This is a genomic window from Providencia sp. JGM181 (assembly GCF_018257375.1).
Lineage (GTDB): Bacteria > Pseudomonadota > Gammaproteobacteria > Enterobacterales > Enterobacteriaceae > Providencia > Providencia lanzhouensis.
In genome coordinates this window covers 1-4,408 of sequence record NZ_JAERJY010000204.1, presented here as the reverse complement: position 1 = coordinate 4,408, position 4,408 = coordinate 1, and the positions used below count along the sequence as shown (strand labels likewise).

The 4,408-nt window shown below is 43.0% G+C and carries 4 protein-coding genes; 3 read left to right on the top strand and 1 reads right to left on the bottom strand.

Features of this window, described 5'->3' with window-relative positions:
* Positions 1–181 precede the first annotated feature (181 nt).
* On the top strand, positions 182–1,285 hold the full coding sequence (locus JK188_RS16580) for a hypothetical protein (protein WP_249215473.1): 1,104 nt from the start codon (positions 182–184) through the stop codon (positions 1,283–1,285).
* Positions 1,285–2,415: a hypothetical protein gene (locus JK188_RS16575; RefSeq protein WP_211887341.1), complete on the top strand. Its 1,131-nt coding sequence runs from the start codon at positions 1,285–1,287 to the stop codon at positions 2,413–2,415. Before JK188_RS16580 ends, JK188_RS16575 begins: the two co-directional genes overlap by 1 nt.
* A gap of 81 nt (positions 2,416–2,496) precedes the next feature.
* On the opposite strand, the gene JK188_RS16570 is transcribed toward JK188_RS16575, so the two are convergent.
* Positions 2,497–3,789, bottom strand: a complete 1,293-nt coding sequence (locus JK188_RS16570; protein WP_211887342.1) for an MFS transporter — start codon at positions 3,787–3,789, stop codon at positions 2,497–2,499.
* A gap of 257 nt (positions 3,790–4,046) precedes the next feature.
* Between JK188_RS16570 and JK188_RS16565 the strand changes: the two genes are divergently transcribed.
* Positions 4,047–4,406 (top strand): YcgJ family protein, encoded by a 360-nt coding sequence (locus JK188_RS16565; RefSeq protein ID WP_211887343.1) that lies wholly within the window; start codon positions 4,047–4,049, stop codon positions 4,404–4,406.
* The last annotated feature ends 2 nt before the right edge of the window (positions 4,407–4,408 follow it).

The window sequence follows — 4,408 nt, the reverse complement described above, 5'->3', positions numbered from 1 at the left end:
ATGTTAAATTAACTATAACAAATAGGCATCATTGATGGGTGTTCAATATTTTCACGTTAAGCTAATTCAGTGCGATTATAAACAGGTTTCACCTGAGGGCATGGTGAGGCTAATAACTTCGGATAAGGTGTTTTTTTTCAATGCTGAAGATTTTGAAAACAGCCAAATATTTTTGGAACGATTGAATAAAGACGATACGTTGATTATTTCTGCTGAACAACTGAATGATGGGAGCTATTGGCTTAATTGGGTGTATCACCCAGAATATGGGCGTTTGGAACCCGATAGAAACCTTAAATTCGACAAAGGGTTAGTAAAGCAGTACCTGCTATCATTTGGACTTGCGGCACTCTTTATTCCCGCATTTTTTTGCGTGTTTAATGATGAAGAGAGTACATGGTTAATTGTTTTAGGGTCATTATTAGGCATGGTAGCTTTTGTGGGAGCCGTTCTGCTGTCGATGTGTATTTCACAAACCTTCACTATTTTTAGCCGAAAACGAAAAACCATCTTACGCGCATTAGATTTAGTTATAGCGGGCAAGTTTCAGGTAATTTATGGCGAAAATCTGATTCAGATTGAGGGAATTAAAAACCCGAAATTCAAACCGCTCAAAATAGATTCTCGAAAGCAAACGCCCATCCCTGAAACCTCATTACAGGTGACAAAAGGCAAAGTAAATATTAAGAGTATCAAGACGATTGAATATTATTATCGCGGGGGAACATACACCCGCAATGAAATAGAGCTTCAAGTGAATAAAAGCCATTTGAACCTCAAGTTAGATGGCTCAAAACCTTTCTTTAATAACCACAGCTTTTTTCTCGCTCAAGGGGATGAGGTCGAAGTCTATCACTCCAAAGTTGAAGATGGTTTTCCCGAGAGCATCGTATTTGGCCTGTATAACCACCAAGATAATTTAGCTTATACGCTGTCTGCTCGAGGTATGGCGCAAGAACGTGGTCTGTATCTGGCGTTGTGGGGGATCACGGGCATTATCTTGGCGCTATTCTTGGCGATTTTTGGCGCGACAGCAATTAGCGATGTTGTCGACAGGGGAAATCACTGGGATTATTGGGATTGGCTGTATTTACTCGATAATGACCTGATATTCATTGGTTTTGCCAGCTCGATAACCCTGGGTATCTGTTTCTTAATTGCCCTTGGTATGGCGGCGTATTATCGGTTTTCGAAACGGGGTAATGGCTATTACCAAACCCAAGCTGTCCTGAGCGCATTACGACGTCAACAAGGTAAAGATACTTATGTCATGGAGGTACGTTAATGAATCCATTTCTAAGTTGGCGTTTTCTGGTGACGGGTGCCGTTTTCTTGGTGTGTTTAGGATCAACACTGATACTGGTATTTGGTGGAAATGATACGTCATGGCAGTGGAAAGAGAACAGCCAAGAGAGCAATGCTTATATTGCGGATTATGATTATGCCAAAACGTACCCTGCAAAAGACGGCACGTTGATTATTGCGCAGAAAAATGGCCGCTCATCCTACTATTACAATCGGTCAGATTTGTTTTCGCCCGCACAGGAAGATAGTTATCAGGTGTTATTTGCCAATAAAGATGGCGTGCGTTTTATCACGCAATTTAGCGACAGTTTTTATAACGCGGTGTGTGAAGAGTCTCTGTGCCTTTTAATGGTGCGCGATGGGTATCGAATTGTGAACTTAGCGGACAATTCGATTACGCCTCTAACGCCTTGGAAAGATGGGTATGGTGAATATATTTATGCGGCAATTACCGGGAAAATGTACCAAAGTGGTCAGGGGGAACCTTATGTCCTGATCGATAACCAAAAGATCTTCACCAGTGCGGATAAAGGGCTTACGTGGCAATATTTAATGGATCCTCGCGAGCTTGTGAAGCGTTTTTATCCTGAAGAAATCGCGGATAATTCGACATTTTCTTATGCGGTTCATGATGGCAATGTGATTGTGTGGTACAGCTACGGTAACGAAATGGGGTCTCTTGAAGTGGTGGTGAACATCGCACAGAAAAACGTAGTGAGCCATCGATGGTTGCCTATTCGTATTAATGAGGCGGTTCAGAATCAGAATGGGGATATTTATTTGGCGGCTCAGGAACCTTCCCGCCGATTGTTTTCCCTTTATCAGTATCAAGGTGGCAATTTTAAGCTGATCAAAGAAGCGGGTTATAACCATCTGCAAGATATGGTTATCTGGGGCGATGGTTTGCTGGTGATGGAATCCGCGAGAAGCGGACAGAAATGTTTGATCCTTGATTTTGCCAGCAATCAATTGCACCGCCGTTCAGAGTTAGAGTGGTATCAAAAATTATATATTCCTGAATTACGTGGGTTTATTGAATTATCAAGTAATTACAGTGATTCACCAGCGTTAACCGCAGGCGAGAAGGTGCATTATCGTCTCGCGTATTAATTTTAATGTATTGATTTCAAAATTGAATAGGGGCGATATGCCCCTATTCAATTTACCGCTATTTACTGGCTAACCCGCTATTTATGGGCGTTTACGAGGTAGTAAAATTACCGCGGTTGCCGCTATCACCGCCACCACCGAAAAGGCGATAAAATTCCAGCTGGTCGCTATCCCCAAACTGGCGATATATGCCCCAAACATAGGCCCTGTCATCGCCCCAATTCGTGAAAAACTTAATGCCCAGCCAGTGGCTGAAGCGCGCGCTTTGGATGGGTAATAATTGGCGATGTATCCCGTCAAAATCAGCGCCGCAGAAATACTGCCGACCCCAGCAAACGCTACAAGTAAATAGTTAATATAGATATTTTGTTTAAAAACCATGCAGCCAATGCCTATCGCGCCGAGCAAGAAGAAAAAGGCAACCGAGCCGCGAACGCCGCGTTTATCTGCAATTTTTCCTAAGAATAAGCCCCCCAATGCGGATGCTAAGCTAAATACCACAAGGAAAGTTAGGCTGGAACCTAAGTTATAGCCTTCTTTGCGCATAATCGACGGTAGCCACGTATTTAAGCCATACACCAGCAACATGCCGCAAAATAGCGCTATCCAGAAACATGCGGTTGCGCGCAAATGTTTCCACGCAAAAACCACGGAGACTATCTCTTTCAAACGTTGAGGTTGCTGTTTTTGCTGTGCGGGTGGAGCTTGATATTCAACATCTAATTTCTGCGCCAGAGATTGTGCTTCGGTGTGGCGCCCTTTGTGGGTCAGAAATTCAAGGGATTCAGGCAAGATGCGTGCCATCGGCCAAATTAACAAAAGCGGTAATGCGCCAAAGCCAATCACACTGCGCCATCCAAATTGTTCTAGCAACCACATGGCGATCAGTGCTGCGCTGAGGATCCCCAATGAGTAACCGGAATACATAATGCCGTAGTTAAAAGAACGTTTTTCAGCAGGAGAATATTCGATGGTTAACGCGGCTGCGACGGGAATAACACCCCCGAGTCCAATTCCACCAATAAAACGCATTAACCCAAACATCCAAGGTGTTGGGGCAAGGGCAGCGGCAAGCATCGTCAATGAAAAGAGTGTGACGCAGGCTAAAAGCATACGGCGGCGTCCGTAAAGTTCACTCAGCGTACCGATAATAAATGCCCCAAAAAACATTCCGACTAAAGCGTAGCTGCTAAGAGCGCCAAGTTCTAATGGGGTGAGGTTCCACTGTTTATATTCTGCGAGAGTGGGAAGAACAGCGCCCATCACGCCAACATCATAGCCTTCAAATAAAATGCTCATCCAGCAGATAAATAACACTTTCGAGGTGGTTTTTGTGGTGCCAAAAGATTTAATCGCGACTGTCTCTGTTGTCATACATCACTCTCTTATGGGGTGCTTAATTGGGTTGAATGCAGAGTTGCAGGTATTTTTATTATTTAAATTGCCGTTTATACACTCATCTTTTCTGCAATAAATAACAATTGAAAGTGTTAATGAAAAGTTAAAATCATGCACTAAGTGGATAGAGTTAGCAGTAAACATGAAATAGTGATGACGCCTGGGAATTTATCCACAAAATAAAACTCTAATGTGATATTGCAGTTGTGTTATTACTCAAAAAAAGGCGTTATATGAACTTAAAAGCAGTGTGTCTTGTTGGGTTTGCGATTGCGGCATTACCGATGTTGGCGTCAGCAAAATCAACTTCAGCGTTAAAATCTCCAGAAAAAAATGTGCTATGTGATAAATATGTGTGCGTCAGCGCCAAAGAGGGCGTTTCTGTTGCGCTAACGAAAAAATACCTAGGTGATAAACGAGCGAAAGCGATTGAGCAAGGTGGCGATTTTGATAAAACAGCCGTGACGTTTGCCAATGGAATTTTCTGCGATATTAACGAGCAAAAATGCCATGTGAACCGTTACTTTGAGGCGGATGGTAAGCGAAGCGCAGAGTCCAAAGAGTACACTCAAAAACTATTTGGAAAACAATAGTT

Excerpts from the sequence above, each read along its gene's own strand:
- JK188_RS16575 (WP_211887341.1), top strand. The coding sequence starts at position 1,285 with ATGAATCCATTTCTAAGTTGGCGTTTTCTGGTGACGGGTGCCGTTTTC.
- JK188_RS16570 (WP_211887342.1), bottom strand. The coding sequence starts at position 3,789 with ATGACAACAGAGACAGTCGCGATTAAATCTTTTGGCACCACAAAAACC.
- JK188_RS16565 (WP_211887343.1), top strand. The coding sequence starts at position 4,047 with ATGAACTTAAAAGCAGTGTGTCTTGTTGGGTTTGCGATTGCGGCATTA.